The sequence below is a fragment of the Heyndrickxia acidicola genome (genome assembly GCF_001636425.1).
GTDB lineage: Bacteria > Bacillota > Bacilli > Bacillales > Bacillaceae_C > Bacillus_AE > Bacillus_AE acidicola.
In genome coordinates this window covers 108,606-126,747 of the sequence record NZ_KV440953.1, presented here as the reverse complement: position 1 = coordinate 126,747, position 18,142 = coordinate 108,606, and the positions used below count along the sequence as shown (strand labels likewise).

The window sequence follows — 18,142 nt, the reverse complement described above, 5'->3', positions numbered from 1 at the left end:
TACTATTGTTTTAAGTTTCGAAAGCATGGCCAATAAAGAAGAGGCTGCATGCGCAAGCCCCTCCTAAGCATAGTATATAGTATATCAAATTTCTCCCGTTAAAAACTACCTGTGTTTACCTTTAAAGGCCTTGTAACCGGTTTTGTTAAGGATTTTCCTTCCTCATTCACCAAATGGTTATTGCCATCCACTTCAACTGTCACACTGTCAATTCCCTGCTGCTCAGTTAATGAGAGCACAAGTGCATTTAAAACGTCGTCAGAAATCATCTTATGATCAAAGTTATCGAGAATAGATTTGTTAAAATTAAGCGTAACATTCCCATTTACAACCTTCGGCTTGCTGATTAAAGCAGCATCAGGGAGAAAACCGCTTACGAGAGTGGATTGCAAGTCAGGACCTTGAATTAATTCATTTACCGCTGCAGAAATATCATCCGTTTGGGTATTCGGCACGCGTTTAGTAACAGGCACATAATAATAGTCCTTTCCATTTTGAGCAATATAATAAACTGTTAATGGATGGGTATTTGTAATATCAGTCACCCCTGAGGTATCCACATTTATACCATCCGCACGTGACAAGCCATCTGGATTAATTGGAGTACCGTTAACAGGCATGGCTGTAAGCGGCTTCCCATTTACTTGTATTTGGACGTTTTTAATGGAATTAAACTGAGTCAGGGTCCATGTGATTGACTGAAGAATCCGTTGTTCGTCCTGTGCTTGATAATTTTTAAATTGAGAAGAAAAATCAGCAATGGCCGTTCCATCCTTAATATTTAGGCTTACGTCTGTATTCGCAGGAAGAACCGCTCTAAACCCATTAGGAAGCATATCCTCAACTGGTCCGCCGTTTACGAGATATTCAAGCGCCTGTTTAGCAACACTTGAGCTTTTAGGAAGAGGAAGGGTTTTCGATACGACATATCCATTCCTGTCCACTAAATAAAGCTCTGTCATGACTGAATTTTTTGTTGCCTTTGCATCCATATTTTTTGAGGCTACAGGTTCTGTTTGCTTTGTGTATGAAATATTTTGCGGAGGATCTATCTTATCTTTTTGTCCAACGCTGAATAAACCGCAGCCAGACAAGTATACGCTTGAAGCCAATACAGTAATGGCAATTGCCGTTGTTTTCTTTGCCAACGTCTATCCCTCCCAAGACAGTTTGTACTAAATGTATACGAGCTGTCCCGGATTTTTAGACCGCTTATCAAAAAACTATTTATGAAGAAAAGCGAAAGCGCCTTGCTCATCGGCGTATGGATTCCGTAGTCTTTGATCAGCGAGGAACGAGCTGATGTTAACTTATCGCAGGGAAAAGACGGAGAAATCCACTAGCCGATAGGCGCTGGAGCTGGACAAAGATAAGCGAAAGCGCCTTGCTCATCGGCGTATGGATTCCGTAGTCTTTGATCGAGATAAAGGAAACACAGTGAGGAACGAGCTGATGTTAACTTATCGCAGGGAAAAGACGGAGAAATCCACTAGCCAATAGGCGCTGGAGCTGGACAGTGACGACTATGTTAAATGAATTTGTTGTTTATTAGCTCATTTCACTGTAAAGAGGCTGCCCCAAATGGTGCAAAGATACCAAATGACCTTGGCAACAGCAACTTTTTTTGCTTGTTGGTTTCCAATGTGCAAGCATTCCTTTTCGCTTCAATAAACTTTGAGTTCAAATCAACATTTGGAACAAATTGAAACATTGATAACGCTCTGGTCATTCTGCAGGTTGATTTGCGCTGCAGGCACTCGCTTCAATCAACTTTAGATTCAGATCATCAATAGAATTTAAGATATACATGGGAAGTGCCCTGGTCATCCTGCTGGTTGGTATTCGCTGTAGAATCTTGCTTCAGGAATCGGTAGAGGATGCTCCTCGTCGCAGCGCTCCTGAGGGGTCTCCCTAAAGTCAGCTAATCTCTCAGGAGTCTCGCGTATCCACTCTAATCACCCTTTGAATTAAATCCAAATTAAGAATGGATCATTCTGCCGGTTGATTTCCCTCGGAATACTCGCTTTTCGTGGGCGGTAGTGGAACCACATCGTTGCATGCTTAAGGTGATCCCCCCCAATTACTCGCTTAACTTCAGGAGTCTTTTGCCTCCCACTCTAATTAACGTTGAAACCAAACGATTTTTAGATATTACTAGATATGCTCAGCGCTATTCGTCCTGCCTGTTCTTTTCTGCTCAAATAGATTCTTAGCAGATAGACACCACGCTATTATTCGCATATTGTTCTTCTCTCCTTTTCCTTTTTCTTCCCAAAAATAAAAAAAGAGGTAACTCAAAAGGCAGCTTATTACCGCCTTTTGAGTCATCCTCCTTACTGTAAGATAAAAAACGAGCAGTTTTTAACTTAAAATTTGGCTGTTTTCGAAGGGATTGTTGCTTTACGTACAAAAAATAAATCCGTATTTTGTCCGTCTTTGTGGCATCATTTCGTAAACAATTTGGTTTACTACAGAACCGTAAATTTCATCATTTTTTTGTGCTAAATAGCAACAAAGTTTACGAAAAGAGCCTAAAATTTTAACAGAACCAACCCTTTTAAAAAACTATATACTTAGGAGGTTACTCCTCTCCCAAGTATATAGTTTCTACAGGCAAGTCATCCTTCTTCAGCCAATCACAAGCAATCTTTGAAAAAATCTTCTTTGAACCCGTTGTAAAAAAACGGTGTTTTGGAATGACGGTTTCGTTCATATTGAAACGATCATGAAAATAAAGCAGTGTACTGATTTCCCTTGCTGTTTCTTCGCCGGAACTAATGATTCTGATATGGCTGCCCATAACATTTTTAATAGATTCCTGCAGCAATGGATAATGTGTGCAACCCAAAATCAGTGTATCAATACTCGTTTGTTTCATCTCTGTCAATGTTTCTGCTACAACCCTTTTGGCAATCGGACTGTCGTATTCACCGCTTTCCACAAGCGGCACAAATTTAGGACAGGCAAGTGATATCACTTCAACATCCTTATTAATTGATTTTAAGGCTGTTACATAAGCTTGGCTCTTAATGGTTCCGATTGTCCCCAAAACTCCTATTTTATAATTCCGTGTGTTTTTCAAAGCTGCCCGGGCTCCCGGGTATATGACTCCAAAAACAGGTATCTTAACATGTTCCCTGATTTCATCCAGGACGACAGCAGTAGCCGTGTTACATGCAATGACAAGCATTTTAATATTCTTCTTTAATAGAAAACGTGTCATTTGCCAGGTGTATTTCTTCACTTCGTGGACTGGCCGGGGGCCGTACGGACAGCGGGCAGTATCCCCAACATAGTAAATGGTCTCTCTGGGCAGCTGTCTCATGACTTCCTTTACTACTGTCAGGCCGCCTACACCTGAATCTATAATTCCAATTGGTTGTTCCAAAATTCTCGCCTCATTCTGTTTTCATTTCATGATGTAATTTAATCAAGGAATCTTTTAAAATGGATACTTCCTCTGGAGAAAAATCCAAAAGCACATCATGGAGATATTTTTGACGTTTCTTAATTACTTCATCAATCATTTCCTTGCCTTTTGTCAACAGGTGGATGCGCACTACCCGCCGGTCATGCGGATCCTTCACCCTCATTACCAATTCGTTCTTTTCCATGCGATCAATTAAATCGGTTGTCGTACTGAATGCAAGGTACATTTTATTCGATAATTCGCCTATCGTCATATCGCCTTCTTCAAACAGCCACTGAAGCGCAACAAATTGAGGAGGCGTGATGGTATAACTGCTTAATAACTCCCTGCCTTTTTGCTTGATAATGGCCGCTATGTACCGCAGGTCTTTCTCTATACGGGAAATGACATCTATGTCATGCTGCTTTAATTGTTTTTCATCTTTCATCTTTTTGGACTACCCCCTGTTTAAATGGAAAAATACAACAATTTATCTATAAATCTACAAATCAATACAGTAAGGTGTTTCATTCGCAAAAACAGTAAAATCACTCTTAAAGGTATTTTCACCTTTTTCACTTAAAAATTCAAGAAAAGAATTACGAGTGCTATTTCAAGCAAGAAAAACCGGCTGCCTTAAAGCAGCCGGTTCCCCTTTATAGCTTTAGCTCTCCCATGCGCAGAAGCTCCACGACAGCCTGTGAACGACCCTTGACTCCAAGCTTTTGCATGGCATTGGAAATATGATTTCGAACTGTTTTCTCACTTATAAACAATTCGCCTGCAATTTCTTTCGTTGTCTTATCCTGAACCAACAGTTCGAACACTTCTCTTTCTCTTTTTGTAAGCAGCGGTTTGTGAGTGAATTCGTTGTCCTTCAACTATTGTAACCCTCCTTGCCTTCGCCAGCTCTAAACCGCGGGGATGGGTAATTTATTGTCAGGATATCATATGTGAAAGAAAGTTTGGGAGTGACACGCATAAGGCAAGGAATCGATTAAATAGGCAAAAATGTGTTAATTTCTTATTTTATTAACTTGTCCCTTGGCACCAAAATGCCTTCTTTTCTTTAAAAAAGGAATTTCACCCAATTTGTATTTGTGCTGTGAACAATTGTCCTATACTTCCATCATGACTGAACTGGAAAGCAGCCTTTGCTTTTCCTCGTCAGTAAAAGCAATTCCTTTCCCAGTGCCCATGGACATTTGCACCATGGCACCGCGGCCGACAAAACAAACCTCTCCTTTTGTGTCCACTGCCATATAGTGAATATCACAAGAGGAGCTGCCCACCTTTTCCACCTTTACATACACCTGCAGTAATTCATCAAAAAATACCTGTTTTATATAATCACATTGCAAATCCGCCACAACAGGAATGGCTTCATGGTCTTTCCGGACCCAATCCTGCATAAATTGTTTTTTCTTCAAAAATTCAATTCTTGCCTCTTCGAAATAAGCAAAAGGGACAGTATTATTTAAATGTCCAAACATATCTGTTTCTGAAAACCGCACTTTTACAGGATGAAAAAATGAGAATTCATTTTTCCATTCTTGAAAGTTATGTATATATGATATGTTTCTCAACTTTTTTCTCTCCTCAGCAAATGAATGAATTACCATTCATTTTTTCTTTTATTATAACTGGTTCTCCGTAAAGTTTAAAGGGAAATGATAAAAAGATCCCCATTATAGGAGATCTTTTTATCATTGTTGATTAGTCCACCATATGGTCGCTTCCAAAGAAATTTTTAAACATTTGGAACGTTGTAGAACGGTTTAAGGACGCAATCGATGTTGTTAATGGAATGCCTTTAGGACAAGACTGAACACAGTTCTGGGAATTTCCGCAGTTGGCAAGTCCTCCGTCGCCCATAATGGCTTCCAGACGTTCATCCTTGTTCATGGCACCTGTTGGATGGCTGTTAAATAACCGAACCTGTGACAGCGGTGCAGGACCGATAAAGTTAGATTTGCTGTTTACATTTGGACAAGCTTCCAGGCAGACTCCGCAAGTCATACATTTTGAAAGCTCATAGGCCCACTGACGCTTTCTCTCAGGCATTCGCGGACCTTCACCAAGGTCATACGTTCCGTCAATCGGAATCCATGCTTTCACCTTTTTCAAAGAATCAAACATTCTGCTGCGGTCTACTTGAAGATCGCGTACGACCGGGAATGTACGCATTGGAGCAAGACGGATAGGCTGCTCAAGCTGGTCAACCAGCGCAGAACAGGATTGTCTCGGCTTTCCGTTTATCACCATTGAACAAGCACCACAAACTTCTTCCAGACAGTTCATATCCCACGTAATCGCTTTAGTTTCCTTGCCCTGTGCATTAACTGGATTGCGCCGGATTTCCATTAAAGCTGACACAACGTTCATATTAGGACGGTAAGGAATAGCAAATTCTTCCTCGTAGGGTGCGGAATTGGGATTATCTTGACGAGTTATAATAAAGCGTACTGTTTTTTGTTCACTCATCCCTATTCTCCTCTTTTCATTCAGATTCAACATGCATAAGCTGGTAAGCTAGTATACACGAAGTTTTTAAGTATATCGGGACTATCCTGCATAATAGTAAACAAGTTTTATAAAGTCTTTTTAAAGAGTCCTCATTAATGTTTCTTGCTGTAATCTCGTTCACGTGGAGCAATAAGAGAAACATCTACCTCTTCATAGCTGAATTCAGGAGTATTTGTATCAGCATCATAAGCAGCGATGGTAGTCTTTAAAAATTCCTCATCGTTACGCTTAGGGAAATCAGGCTTATAGTGCGCACCGCGGCTTTCATTACGGTTAAGGGCACCAATTGTAATAACACGGGCTAATTGAAGCATGTTGCCAAGCTGTCTTGTAAATGCAGCTCCCTGATTGCTCCATTTTCCTGTATCATTTACATTAATTTTCTTCCAGCGCTCCATCAGCTCAAGAATTTTGTCATCTGTCCTCTGAAGTCTGTCATTGTAGCGGACAACTGTTACATTGTCTGTCATCCATTCTCCAAGCTCTTTATGAAGCAGATATGCATTTTCGTTTCCATCCAATGAAAGGATGTTGTTCCATTTTTCCTCTTCATGTCTAACCGCATTGTCAAATACAGAAGAAGAAACGGCATCAGTACCTTTTTGCAGGCCTTCCACATAATGAACAGCTTCAGGACCGGCAACACTTCCTCCATAAATGGCAGAAAGCAGCGAGTTTGCACCAAGACGGTTTGCACCATGCTGAGAGTAGTCGCACTCACCTGCAGCAAATAATCCAGGTATGCTTGTTTGCTGTTTATAATCTACCCATAAACCGCCCATAGAGTAATGGACTGCAGGGAATATTTTCATCGGAACCTTGTGAGGGTCTTCGCCGACGAATTTCTCATAAATTTCAATAATTCCGCCAAGCTTAACATCAAGCTCATGAGGATCTTTATGAGAAAGATCAAGATAAACCATGTTCTCACCGTTAATGCCCAGCTTCATGTCCACACATACATTAAAGATTTCACGAGTTGCGATATCACGAGGCACAAGGTTTCCGTAAGCAGGATAACGCTCTTCAAGGAAGTACCAAGGTTTTCCGTCTTTATATGTCCATACGCGTCCGCCTTCACCGCGTGCAGATTCACTCATGAGGCGAAGCTTGTCATCCCCGGGAATTGCCGTAGGATGAATTTGAATAAATTCACCATTCGCGTACTTTGCACCCTGCTGATACACGATTGACGCTGCAGAGCCAGTATTAATAATAGAGTTTGTTGATTTTCCGAAGATAATTCCAGGACCTCCGGTAGCCATAATAACAGCATCAGCCGGGAAGGATTGGATGGCCATTGTTGTAAGGTTTTGAGCCATAATGCCTCGGCATACTCCCTCTTCATCCTGAACAATTCCAAGGAATTCCCAGCCTTCGAATTTATTAACAAGGCCAGCTACTTCGTGTCTTCGAACCTGTTCATCTAAGGCATATAAAAGTTGTTGTCCGGTAGTCGCACCCGCAAAAGCTGTTCTGTGCATTTGAGTTCCGCCAAAACGCCTGAAATCAAGAAGACCTTCCGGTGTACGGTTGAACATAACACCTAAACGGTCAAATAAGTGAATAATTCCCGGTGCTGCTTCACACATTGCCTTTACCGGAGGCTGATTCGCTAAAAAGTCTCCGCCATAGATCGTATCATCGAAATGGAGCCATGGTGAGTCGCCTTCACCCTTTGTATTAACCGCTCCGTTAATTCCACCTTGTGCACACACAGAGTGAGAACGCTTAACTGGTACCAATGAAAATAGATCTACTTGCTTGCCTTCTTCGGCTATTTTAATTGTTGCCATCAAACCGGCTAGTCCACCGCCGACAACAATGATTTTTCCTTTGCTCATTTCACTCACTCCTTTTCCAAACCCAATCTTCTAACCTCAAGCTCTATAACCTATTGTTTCTATTAATGAATAAATAAATCCGGATAGGCAAAAGCAAGAGCTGCACGAACACCTATAATAGATAACACAAGGAACACAACAAGCATTACATAAGACGAGATTTGTTGTGAACGTGGAGATTGTGTAATTCCCCAGCTAACCATAAATGACCATAATCCGTTTGAAAAATGGAAAGTAGCACTGATAATCCCGATTATATAGAATGCAACATTCCAAGGATTGCTCAGGATGTTTGCCATTACATCGAAGGTTAAGGCATGTACGTGGATGCGTGTTTCAAAAACATGCCATGCAAGGAATATAAGAAGAATTACTCCAGATACACGCTGCAATAAAAACATCCAATTTCGATAATAACCAAGCTTCGAAACATTGTTTTTGGCTGTAAATGCAATATAAAGTCCATATATTGCGTGGAACAGCAATGGAAGATAGATCAAAATGATTTCAAGAAAAATGACAAATGGAAGACTCTCCATATTCTCAGCCGCTTTATTAAAAGCCGCCGCTCCGTGAGTTGCACTATAGTTTACTACAAAGTGAATGACCATAAATAAACCAATTGGTACAACACCGAGTAAAGAATGCAGTCTGCGGTTCAAAAATTCGCGATTACCAGCCATATTTTACCCCCCTTAAGATGTACGCCTTCATGCATAGAGAAAACTTAAACTATAAATATGTAAGTCTATTTGCTATGCATAAAAAATTTTATAACAATTATGTGACATATACATTTTACTCCCGGGAATTAGGAGCGTCAAGGAAACGCATACATAAAATCTAGTGAAAAGTATAACTTTTTAGCAAGATTACTCGTCTAATTTTTCAGAAAATTGTTTTATTACAATAATGAGTTTTTTCGCCTTTATGTAAAAATGAATAGGAAGCGAAATAAGAAAATGTGACATAATTCTTATTATTTTTTAACACTAAGCCAATCTAGAGTTTTATCATGATTCCTTTCGTAAACTTTGTTGCTATTAAAAGAATACATCCATTTTACTAAAAGGCTTTGTTAGGGGACTCTGTTGTTTTTTAGCTCATTCGTGTGAAACGGCTGTTTCACACGCCTTTCAGTACAGCTGAAACGTTACAGGAAAGAAAGGAACAGTTATCAACATAGAAATTCAACAGAGCTTACGAAAAAGAAGCAGTCTTAGCGAAAAGATCCTTTATCATTTTCAGTTAAAGATTCATGATCATTTTAAACCTATGTTGATTGAAGCAGAAAGCGAGTGCCTGAAGCGAAAATCAACATGCAAGATTAATAGATCCTATCATTTAAATGGCAGCCAATACACTTGTATGCAAACCCGGCATCTGTATGATTGAAAGCTGAAAATAACTTTATGATGCCGTTATTTTTACAATAAGCAGGGTATATTTTTTAAAAATAGAGTATCGTATTTTTTATAAATATTTATCTATTGTTTTCTTGCAACGTTATAGGTTCTGTTAAATTTCTTTAATATTGAAAACTGCTTTTAGATTAGCTGAAAAAGCGTTTGAAACCGCCATTTTACACAAATAAGCCAATAAACAACAGAATTTCATACTTTTAAAGATTTTCTCATAAAATTTTATATTAAAATCACCGCTGTTTTTGTATATAATAATCATAGAGAAAGAGGGGAATAACGTGAAAGCTGCTACTGAAATGGAAATGGAATTGGAACAAACCACCAACCAAACGAATGAAAAAGAAGAGCTGACAGTTCCAGCCTTCGCTTATGAATTACTAAGGAACATTCTTATACCTGAACTGCTTGGTAAAGATACCTCCGAAATTTTATATTGGGCCGGCAAACATTTAGCCCGAAAATTCCCTCTAATGTCTATGGATGAAATTATTGCATTCTTCAACGAAGCCGGGTGGGGAAATTTATCCGTCTTAAAACAAGATAAGCATGGAATAGAACTTGAACTGACAAGCGAGCTTATTACAAGACAGTTTGAACGTAAAGCGGAGACTCGCTTTAAACTGGAAGCAGGTTTTTTAGCTGAACAAGTGCAAACACAGAGGAATGTCCTTACAGAAGCTAACGATGAAATCATCAAAAAAGGAAAAAAGGTTCATTTCATTGTCCAATGGGATTCAAGAGACTCAATTTGATAAACATGTAAAAAGGACTCCTTATTGTACTGAACCCCAAAAGTTAGACTAAATATTAAGCAGCTAATTGGCTGGTATGAAGACGGTATTCAACCGGGCTCATGCCAGTCAATTTTGCTTTTATTCGTTCATTATTATAATAAAAAATATAGTTTGTAATGGCCTGTTTTAACTCTTCAAAAGAGTGATAGATTTTGCCGTAATACATTTCTTGCTTCATAATACCGAAGAAATTTTCCATTGGCGAATTATCTAGACAGTTACCTTTTCTTGACATGCTTTGAAATATATTATTATCTTTTAGTTTTTTTACATATGCCTTCATTTGATATCCCCACCCCTGATCAGAGTGGATAGTCGTTCGATATGGGCAATCTTTTGTTATATCAATGGCTTCATCCAAAGCCTCTATAATAGCTTTTGCATTTGGTTGTTCTGATACGCTAAAGGATAGAATTTCACCGTTAAACATATCTAGAAATGGATCTAAATATGCCTTCTTGATGATCATTTTCCCATTAGAATCGGTCGTGTAGTATTTGAATTCTGATGTATCAGTTGTTAATTTTTGATGTGGAATGTTCGTATAGAATCTTCGGTGGATAAGGTTTTTTGTAATCTTACCGATCGTTCCTTTGTAAGTGCTAATTTTACGAGACTTACGTGTGTACGACTTACAAGTAATGTCAAGTTTATTTGTAATCCGTAGAATTTTCTTATGATTTACTACATAACCATTCTTACGTAATTCCATATCAATTCGGCGATATCCATAATTTCCTTTATGTTTATCAACGATATCTTTAATAACTCTTTCTATTTCTTCATCTGGACTGGGTTCATTCAATCGTTTTTGCCAGTACATGTAAGTTGCCTTTGGAAAGTCTATTGCTTCAAGGATAACAGCTAGTTTGAATTCTTTTCTGAGTACATGGATTACTCTCGATTCTGTTTTAGCAGTCGGCTCGGAATATTTATCCCTGAAGCTCGGAGCTTTTTTAAATAGGCATTCTCAGCACGAAGTAACTCTATCTCTTTTTCGAGTTGTTGTTCCTTCGTCAATTTTTTCTCTGACTCTTTTTTCTTCGGTTTATTTGACATAAATGGATGCCCCTTTATTTTGGAGAGTCCTTCAACGCCTTCCTTTTGCCATGAATTCATCCAATTCACAATCAATGGCGGCTCATGAATGCCAAATTCTAAAGCAACTGATTCAAAAGATTCTCCTGTTTTTAATTTATAGTTTAAGACATCTAACTTAAATTGAACAGGATATGTAGTTTTAAGTTTCTTTCTAAGTAACCCATCCTTGCCAAATTGTTCAAACGCACTCACCTATTTTCTTACATTTGTTTTACTCCGAACCCCAAACTTCTTAGCTATATAAGAATAGCCACCCTCTCCAGCGAGATAAGCGTCCACAACCTGTTGCTTAAATCCTTCATCATATTTAACCATAAAAAACACCCCAAAAGTTAGAGTTTTTGGTCTAACTTTTGGGGTGCTCATTATATAAAGGGGTCCTTTTTACATGTGTCCAGCTCCACATAAGACTGCGAAATACGTATGCTGATGAGCAAGACGCTCCCGCTTTTCTTATGGCATTTCTTTATTCTTAATTTTTTATTTCTTCTTTTACGGTATCCAGTTCAAATGTTTTGTGAAGAATGTTTGCCGCATTCACCATCTCATTTTCATCTATAACAGCCGATACTTTAATTTCAGACGTACTAACCATTTTAATTCTGATATTCCCAGCTGCAAGTGCCTCAAACATTTGAGCAGCAACACCAGGGTTTGAAATCATGCCCGATCCTATTATAGAAACTTTGGCAAGTCCGGTTTCATATTCAAAATGTTCAAATACTCGATTTTCCTGGTACCCTTCCAGTACTTCTATTGTTTCTTTCAAATCCTCCGATTTAATAGAAAAAGAAAGATACGCATTTTCAGTAGCAGCTTGATTGTGAATAATGATATCTACGTTAATATTTTTTTCTGCAAGTGCCGTAAAGATGCCAGAAAGATTCTGCAGTCCCTTCTCAAGCTCAAAAACTGTAATTCGTGTGATTTCTTTTTCAAAAGCAACGCCTCTGACAATTAAATTGTTTTCCACTGTAACTTCCTCCTCTATGATTGTGCCTGGTTCCCTTACCATACTTGAACATACTTCAAGCGGTATTTGAAAGTTTTTCGCAAACTCTACGGCTCTCGCATGTAAAACGCCTGCACCAAGATTGGCCAATTCCAGCATTTCATCATACGAAATAGATTCCAGTTTTCGTGCAGCAGGGATATAACGGGGATCCGACGTATACACACCTGTTACATCTGTATAAATCATGCATTTATCCGCCTTAAGAGCAGCTGCAAGTGCTACAGCCGTTGTATCTGAACCGCCTCTGCCCAGTGTCGTAATCTCTCCATTCACCGTTACGCCCTGAAAACCGGCTACGATTACGATTTGATTGCTGTCTAAATGATGTTTAATTTTTTCTGTTTGGATATCCACAATCCTGGCATTGCTATGTACTTCTTCGGTCAAAATTCCCGCCTGCCAGCCTGTAAATGAAACGGCATCATAGCCTCTTTCAGCAAGCGCCATAGACAGCAGTGAAATTGTGACCTGTTCTCCAGTTGATAGCAGCATATCCATTTCGCGCTTACTTGGATTCTCTGAAAGCTGCTTTGCCATGCTGACAAGCTGATCTGTCGTTTTCCCCATAGCCGATACTACTACTACTACCTGATTTTCATTTATAATTTCCTCAATTATTCGTTCTGCCGTATTTTGTATCCTCTCAACAGTGCCAACTGACGTTCCGCCAAATTTCTGTACGATTAGTCCCAATACGCTCGCCTCTTTCTATAGAAGTAATTATTGATCTTTCAGAATATAAAGGACAAAAAATAATTCAATCTCGTGACTTTTGCTGCCATCAAAAATGAAATCAAATTAACCAGGGGAAACTGAAACTATAGTCTCAGCCCTTACCATCCTGCTGGTTGATTTCCTCTGCAGTTACTCACTTTCCGCGCTGGGCAGGGCGCCTCATCATAGCAAGCTCCTGCGGAGTCTCCCATATGCCAGCTTTTCCCGCAGGAGTCTCGTGCCTTCCGCTGCCATCACCATAAACATTTAAGAGAGAGTTTAAATAATAAAAAAAGCAATGAGAACACTATCCCATTGCATGAAGTAATAACCGTACGATTATCTATTTCATAAATGAGATAGCTCTCCAAGACAGACATCTTGACAATCCCGGTACTTGTTCAATACGGGACCAGCGAAAAGAAAAATGAGATTTCTTTCCACTTCGGCAAAACTCCCTTTCAAAGCTTTTCAACGAATCTCACTCTTCTCCAAGCTTTTACTGATTAGTTTCGCACCTCTATCACTTTTAATGAATCATTATTTAATTTTTAATAGTATAACACAGCTACTATATTCTGACTATATTATCCTTGAAATTTTTTTACTAGAAGCTCTGCTGAAGGTTTTGGAATACCGAGCTCTATAAATTCTTCAAGGGATGCTTCTTTCATTTTTTTTATAGAACCGAAATGGCTCAAAAGCTGTTTTTTGCGCTTAGGACCAATCCCGGCAATATCATCAAGACTTGATTGAAATGCACTTTTTCCTCTTAGATCACGATGAAAGGTAATAGCAAAGCGATGCACTTCATCCTGTATTCTCTGAAGCAAATAAAATTCCTGGCTGTTCCTTTCAAGTGGTATTATTTCCAAAGGACTTCCAAACAGCAGTTGGGATGTTTTGTGTTTATCATCCTTAGCCAGCCCTGCAACAGGAATTTCCAATCCGAGCTCGTTCTCCAGGATATCCCTTGCAGCCTCGATTTGGCCTTTGCCGCCATCAATAATAATGAGATCTGTAAGCGGGAGCCCTTCTCTTAATACACGGGTATATCTTCTCCGGATGACTTCCCTCATAGACTCATAATCATTCGGACCTTCAACCGTTTTTATTTTATATTTCCGATATTCTTTTTTCTCTGCCTTCCCATCAATAAAAACGACCATCGCTGAAACGGGATTTGTCCCCTGTATGTTCGAGTTATCAAATGCTTCGATTCTGTAAGGCGTATAAATCCCCATGGCTGTGCCCAAATTTTCCACCGCTTTAATCGTTCTTTCTTCATCTCTTTCAATCAAAGAAAATTTTTCGGTTAAGGCAATAGAAGCGTTTTTTTCAGCCAGCTTTACTAATTCCCGTTTTTGTCCTTTTTTAGGCTGCAGCACCCGTGTTTCCAGGAGCTGTTCTGCCAATTCTTTATCAGCATGCTCATTTATCAATATTTCTTTAGGCTTAATGTGGCTGGGCTTTGAGTAAAACTGTCCCAGAAATGTTAAAAATTCTTCTTCAGGCTCATTATAAATCGGGAACATCGAAACATCCCGCTCTATCAATTTCCCCTGTCTGATAAAAAAGACCTGTACACACATCCAGCCTTTATCATAAGCAAAGCCAAAGACATCTCTGTCTACCAGATCATTGGTGGTCATTTTTTGTTTTTCCATTGTGGCATCAATGTGGGAAATTTGGTCGCGATATTCCTTAGCACGTTCAAACTCCAGATTTTCAGCAGCATCCTGCATTTTCTTGGTAAGTTCTTCTTTTATCTCTTTGTAACCTCCATTCAAGAACCTGGATATTTGATCAATGATCTCTTTATATTGGGCTTCCTGAATATCCTTCACACATGGTGCCAGGCATTGACCAAGATGATAATACAGACACGCCCTGTCCGGAAGTGTTGTGCACTTACGAAGGGGATAAAGTCGGTCGAGCAATTTTTTTGTTTCATTCGCTGCCTGTGCATTAGGATAAGGGCCGAAATATTTCCCCTTATCTTTTTTGACTTTACGAGTAATGATTAACCTCGGGTGTCGTTCATTTGTCAGTTTTAAATAAGGATATGTCTTGTCATCCTTTAGCATGATATTGTACTTTGGATCATGCTTTTTAATTAGATGAAGCTCCAGAATGAGTGCTTCAAGATTGGAAGAAGTAACAATATATTCAAAATCCTCTATTTCAGAAACCAGCCTTTGCGTTTTCCCATCATGTGAGCCGGTAAAATAAGACCTTACTCGATTTTTTAATACCTTTGCTTTTCCTACATAGATAATGGTGCCTTGACGGTCCTTCATTAAATAGCATCCTGGCTGATCTGGAAGAATGGCCAGTTTATTTTTTATCGTTTCATTCATATCCTCATCACCTCAGGCTTGTTTAGGCTGTATTCATACGATAGGAGTGGATATATGAAGAGTAAAATTCATGTTTTATTATTTCCTTGCAACTACCTATTATCACACATACGTTCGATTTCAGCAAGAGGAAGTATGAATTAACATTGGGGATTTTAACCAACATGAACCTGTTAAAGGAGGCGGCTTTCTGTTGGGAGAAAAATTTTGAGGTTTTCTATAATGGAATTTGAGGATTTTTTATAATCCTTTACATTGGTTAAATAATAAGTTATTTTATATTTTCTTATTCCATTGAAAAATCCGAGTCCTGGGACTCGGATTTATTGACCTTACAGGTGCTTGTTAACTAATTCAACCAAAGCTTCTTTCGGTTGGTAACCGATCACTTTATCAACTTCTTTGCCGTCTTTCATAACGACTAAAGTTGGAATGCTCATAATGCCATATTTGCTGGCAGTTTCTTGGTTTTCGTCAACATCTACTTTTACAATTTTCACTTTATCGCCAAGTTCTGCATCAAGTTCTTCAAGAACCGGTGCAATCATTTTACAAGGTCCGCACCAAGTTGCCCAGAAATCTGTTAATACTAAACCTTCACTGATTTCAGTTGAAAAATTTTTATCTGTAGCATGTGTAATTGCCATGTATTTAACCTCCTAATTATAACAAAAAAATGGTGATACTAAAGTCAGTATAGCACCGATTAACTAAGGATGCTAATATTTTGCTCGATGTTACTATACCCTTTTAGACAGTGTATATTCAAAAGAAACAGGCTTAAGTATGCATTTATTTAGACAGGCAGGCTAATAGTAATTCAGTTCCTTTCATCCCCATTTTATGGATGATGAACATCTCAAAGCCGGATAACACCAAATCATATTTCGTATTAAATGGAAAAGGGACGAAATGACGATAGTCCTTTGGCATACATATTCCTAACATATTGGAAAACATATCGGTTTCTGTTGAAAAAAATGAATAGAGCACAAGAAAAATACATGATGGCAGTATCAAAATGACGCTTAAGGTTTTATAGGACAAACACAAAGGGCTTCTTTTTTCCCCATCCCCTAAACTCATTAATGGAATCCAGGCTCCCAATGCGAATATAAACAGCCCCCATTCGTAAAGATTATTAGGAAATGGAGATGACATCAAAAGGGATTGGATGAAGGGGATATGATAGAGGAAAAGCAGGATTGCAAATAATGAGAGAAACACACGACTCCAGCCTCTGCTTGGTCTCTGAGTAATTTTCTTCGGGAGTCCAGCCAGAAGGAAAGGAGGAACAAGGAAGCACAAAGAGCTTAAAATGAGCATATGCAGACTCATCGAGCCATTTTCAATAACAGCGAAAGGACTCCCTTTTAAAACCCACAAAAATCCTAGACCCATAAAAAAAAGGATGATTTTCTTACAGTCTTTTTTTCCATTAAACCAAACAAAGCACATCCTTACATAAAGGCTTACACTGCACAGTAAAAGACAATTCAGAATCGGATTGTCTTTATAATTAATCATAGCCCAATCAAACAAATTCATTACTTTTTCCACTGCCTTCTTCCCTTTTAACACTATCCTATTCATTGGCAAGCTAAGATGCTTATATGGTGAATCCAAGGAAAAAGCAAATGAAATAAGAAAATATCGGCGTAAGCATATCGTAGAAGGAAATACACCGAGGTTGTTCAAAATCTGATATTGTCGTATCCAGGGAGAAGTTAGAAATAGCGTTGGAGCTAAATAGAAACTGCATTGGGTAAATAATTTATTTAATAAAAAGGCTTTTTATAAAGTACTCTGTTGTTTTTTTAACTCATTCGTGTGAAATAGAAGTTTTAAACGAATGAAAAGCGAGCAGTTTTCAATATAGAAAACTAACAGAGCCAATAAAAAAAGACAGGAGCAAAATCCCCCTGCCTCTTCCTATTCACGATTCATTAAGCTGTTGTTACTTTTAGTTTTTTGAATTCTTCTGTCAATAGAGGCACAACTTCGAATAGATCGCCGACAATTCCATAGTCTGCAACCTTGAAGATATTGGCTTCCGGATCCTTGTTAATGGCAACGATGACTTTAGAGTTCGACATACCAGCCAAATGCTGAATAGCTCCTGAAATACCGCATGCAATATATAGGTCTGGTGTAACCACTTTACCCGTTTGACCGATTTGCAGAGAGTAATCACAATAATCCGCATCACATGCTCCACGGGAAGCCCCAACAGCCCCTCCAAGAACCGCAGCCAGCTCTTTTAAAGGCTCGAAGCCATCTGCGCTTTTCACTCCGCGGCCTCCTGAAACAATAATTTTTGCCTCCGATAAGTCTACACCCTCAGTAGCTTTGCGCACGACATCCTTAATAATCGTACGTAGATCCTTTATTTCAGCAGAAACGGAGCTTACATCCCCGGAGCGTGACTCATCCGCTTCTAAAGAAGGGATATTATTTGGACGAATGGAAGCAAAAATAATTCCGTCTGTTACAATTTTCTTTTCAAATGCCTTACCTGAATAAATTGGTCTTGTAAATACCAGATTTCCGCCTTCCACTTCAACACCAGTTGCATCGGAAATCAAACCAGTGCTGAGTCTGCTTGCCACTTTAGGAGAGAGGTCTTTCCCAAGTGCTGTATGACCGAAAACAATCCCCTCAGGGCTTTCAGATTCAACAACCGCTAAGAAGGCTTGAGAAAAACCATCTGAAGAATAGTTTTTCAATTTCGGATCCTCCACTACGACAACCCTGTCGGCCCCATAGTGAATGAGTTTATCAGCTAAAGCGGTTACAGAGTCTCCCAGTAATACCCCTACAACTTCTCCGCCTTCTGCTATTGTTTTTCCAGCTGCAATTGCTTCAAAGGAAACATTGCGAAGCGCTCCATCCCGAACTTCTCCTAAAACCAATACTTTTCTAGCCATTTGATATTACCTCCTGTTTGTCCTGATT

Annotated in this window: 16 protein-coding genes, 1 pseudogene and 1 riboswitch; of the genes and pseudogenes, 1 reads left to right on the top strand and 16 read right to left on the bottom strand. The window is 39.1% G+C overall.

What is annotated here, in order from left to right; genetic code table 11:
- Window positions 1-98 precede the first annotated feature (98 nt).
- The 8 genes from A5N88_RS00520 to A5N88_RS00485 all read right to left on the bottom strand — a co-directional run bounded on the left by A5N88_RS00520 (window position 99) and on the right by A5N88_RS00485 (window position 8,462).
- The gene (locus A5N88_RS00520; protein ID WP_066261728.1) at window positions 99-1,148 is read right to left on the bottom strand and encodes a GerMN domain-containing protein; all 1,050 of its coding nucleotides are present in this window, start codon (window positions 1,146-1,148) and stop codon (window positions 99-101) included.
- Window positions 1,149-2,581: 1,433 nt separating this feature from the next.
- Window positions 2,582-3,388: a glutamate racemase gene (gene racE, locus A5N88_RS00515; protein WP_066261726.1), complete on the bottom strand. Its 807-nt coding sequence runs from the start codon at window positions 3,386-3,388 to the stop codon at window positions 2,582-2,584.
- Window positions 3,389-3,398: 10 nt separating this feature from the next.
- Window positions 3,399-3,857: a MarR family winged helix-turn-helix transcriptional regulator gene (locus A5N88_RS00510; protein WP_066261724.1), complete on the bottom strand. Its 459-nt coding sequence runs from the start codon at window positions 3,855-3,857 to the stop codon at window positions 3,399-3,401.
- A gap of 208 nt (window positions 3,858-4,065) precedes the next feature.
- On the bottom strand, window positions 4,066-4,290 hold the full coding sequence (locus A5N88_RS00505) for a helix-turn-helix domain-containing protein (protein WP_066261722.1): 225 nt from the start codon (window positions 4,288-4,290) through the stop codon (window positions 4,066-4,068).
- A gap of 237 nt (window positions 4,291-4,527) precedes the next feature.
- On the bottom strand, window positions 4,528-4,995 hold the full coding sequence (locus tag A5N88_RS00500) for an acyl-CoA thioesterase (protein ID WP_066261719.1): 468 nt from the start codon (window positions 4,993-4,995) through the stop codon (window positions 4,528-4,530).
- A gap of 130 nt (window positions 4,996-5,125) precedes the next feature.
- Complete coding sequence (gene sdhB, locus A5N88_RS00495) at window positions 5,126-5,893, bottom strand: succinate dehydrogenase iron-sulfur subunit (RefSeq protein ID WP_066261716.1); 768 nt, start codon at window positions 5,891-5,893, stop codon at window positions 5,126-5,128.
- A 134-nt stretch (window positions 5,894-6,027) separates the two neighbouring features.
- Window positions 6,028-7,779 (bottom strand): succinate dehydrogenase flavoprotein subunit, encoded by a 1,752-nt coding sequence (sdhA, locus tag A5N88_RS00490; protein WP_066261714.1) that lies wholly within the window; start codon window positions 7,777-7,779, stop codon window positions 6,028-6,030.
- A gap of 62 nt (window positions 7,780-7,841) precedes the next feature.
- A complete protein-coding gene (locus A5N88_RS00485; RefSeq protein WP_066261713.1) occupies window positions 7,842-8,462 on the bottom strand; it encodes a succinate dehydrogenase cytochrome b558 subunit in 621 nt (206 codons plus the stop codon).
- Between the two features lie 1,043 nt (window positions 8,463-9,505).
- Here A5N88_RS00485 and A5N88_RS00480 point away from each other — a divergent pair.
- Window positions 9,506-9,955: a YslB family protein gene (locus A5N88_RS00480; RefSeq protein ID WP_066270084.1), complete on the top strand. Its 450-nt coding sequence runs from the start codon at window positions 9,506-9,508 to the stop codon at window positions 9,953-9,955.
- 55 nt (window positions 9,956-10,010) lie between these two features.
- On the opposite strand, the pseudogene A5N88_RS25700 reads toward A5N88_RS00480, so the two are convergent.
- From A5N88_RS25700 to A5N88_RS00445, 8 genes and pseudogenes are all read right to left on the bottom strand, one after another.
- Window positions 10,011-10,898 (bottom strand): annotated as a pseudogene (locus tag A5N88_RS25700) (IS3 family transposase); the annotation flags it as partial.
- Window positions 10,892-11,290, bottom strand: a complete 399-nt coding sequence (locus A5N88_RS25695; protein WP_232317494.1) for a hypothetical protein — start codon at window positions 11,288-11,290, stop codon at window positions 10,892-10,894. The gene A5N88_RS25695 and the pseudogene A5N88_RS25700, both read right to left, overlap by 7 nt.
- Window positions 11,291-11,413 (bottom strand): transposase, encoded by a 123-nt coding sequence (locus A5N88_RS25690; protein WP_232317493.1) that lies wholly within the window; start codon window positions 11,411-11,413, stop codon window positions 11,291-11,293.
- Window positions 11,414-11,570: 157 nt separating this feature from the next.
- Window positions 11,571-12,806, bottom strand: coding sequence for an aspartate kinase (locus A5N88_RS00465; protein ID WP_066261710.1), 1,236 nt, complete (start codon window positions 12,804-12,806; stop codon window positions 11,571-11,573).
- Window positions 12,807-13,179: 373 nt separating this feature from the next.
- A riboswitch (Lysine riboswitch) is annotated at window positions 13,180-13,358 on the bottom strand.
- A 56-nt stretch (window positions 13,359-13,414) separates the two neighbouring features.
- Entirely contained in the window at window positions 13,415-15,187 is a 1,773-nt protein-coding gene (gene uvrC, locus A5N88_RS00460; protein WP_066261709.1) for an excinuclease ABC subunit UvrC, read from the bottom strand.
- 332 nt (window positions 15,188-15,519) lie between these two features.
- Window positions 15,520-15,834 carry a thioredoxin gene (trxA, locus tag A5N88_RS00455; RefSeq protein WP_066261704.1) on the bottom strand — a complete coding sequence of 105 codons (315 nt, stop codon included), beginning with the start codon at window positions 15,832-15,834 and terminating at the stop codon, window positions 15,520-15,522.
- 145 nt (window positions 15,835-15,979) lie between these two features.
- On the bottom strand, window positions 15,980-16,747 hold the full coding sequence (locus tag A5N88_RS00450; RefSeq protein WP_066261703.1) for a cytochrome c oxidase assembly protein: 768 nt from the start codon (window positions 16,745-16,747) through the stop codon (window positions 15,980-15,982).
- Window positions 16,748-17,133: 386 nt separating this feature from the next.
- Window positions 17,134-18,114 (bottom strand): electron transfer flavoprotein subunit alpha/FixB family protein, encoded by a 981-nt coding sequence (locus tag A5N88_RS00445; RefSeq protein ID WP_066261702.1) that lies wholly within the window; start codon window positions 18,112-18,114, stop codon window positions 17,134-17,136.
- Window positions 18,115-18,142: the final 28 nt, after the last annotated feature.